Origin of the sequence: Flavobacterium solisilvae (assembly GCF_012911605.1) — a bacterium.
Lineage (GTDB): Bacteria > Bacteroidota > Bacteroidia > Flavobacteriales > Flavobacteriaceae > Flavobacterium > Flavobacterium solisilvae.
Map to the genome: position 1 here is coordinate 1 of NZ_JAAMPT010000003.1, position 217 is coordinate 217.

General features: G+C 41.9%; 1 protein-coding gene. It reads left to right on the forward strand.

Going from position 1 to position 217, the window contains the following annotated elements:
* A partial coding sequence (locus G6042_RS00015; protein ID WP_169522282.1) for a DUF7507 domain-containing protein occupies positions 1–217 on the forward strand: 217 nt, incomplete at both ends.

Here is a 217-nt window from a genome sequence, read left to right on the forward strand (position 1 = left end):
CTGTAACTGACGACTCAGAAGACCCGACACCAATCGACCCTTCAAGTCCTGATTACGACCCAAGTTGTCCGACCTGTACATTTACAGACTTAGGACAAACACCACAAATCACTTTATTGAAAGACGGTGTTTATACTGATGCGAATGCTGATACTATTGTAAACGTAGGCGATACGATTGTTTACACTTTTACGGTAACCAATACAGGAAACGTAAC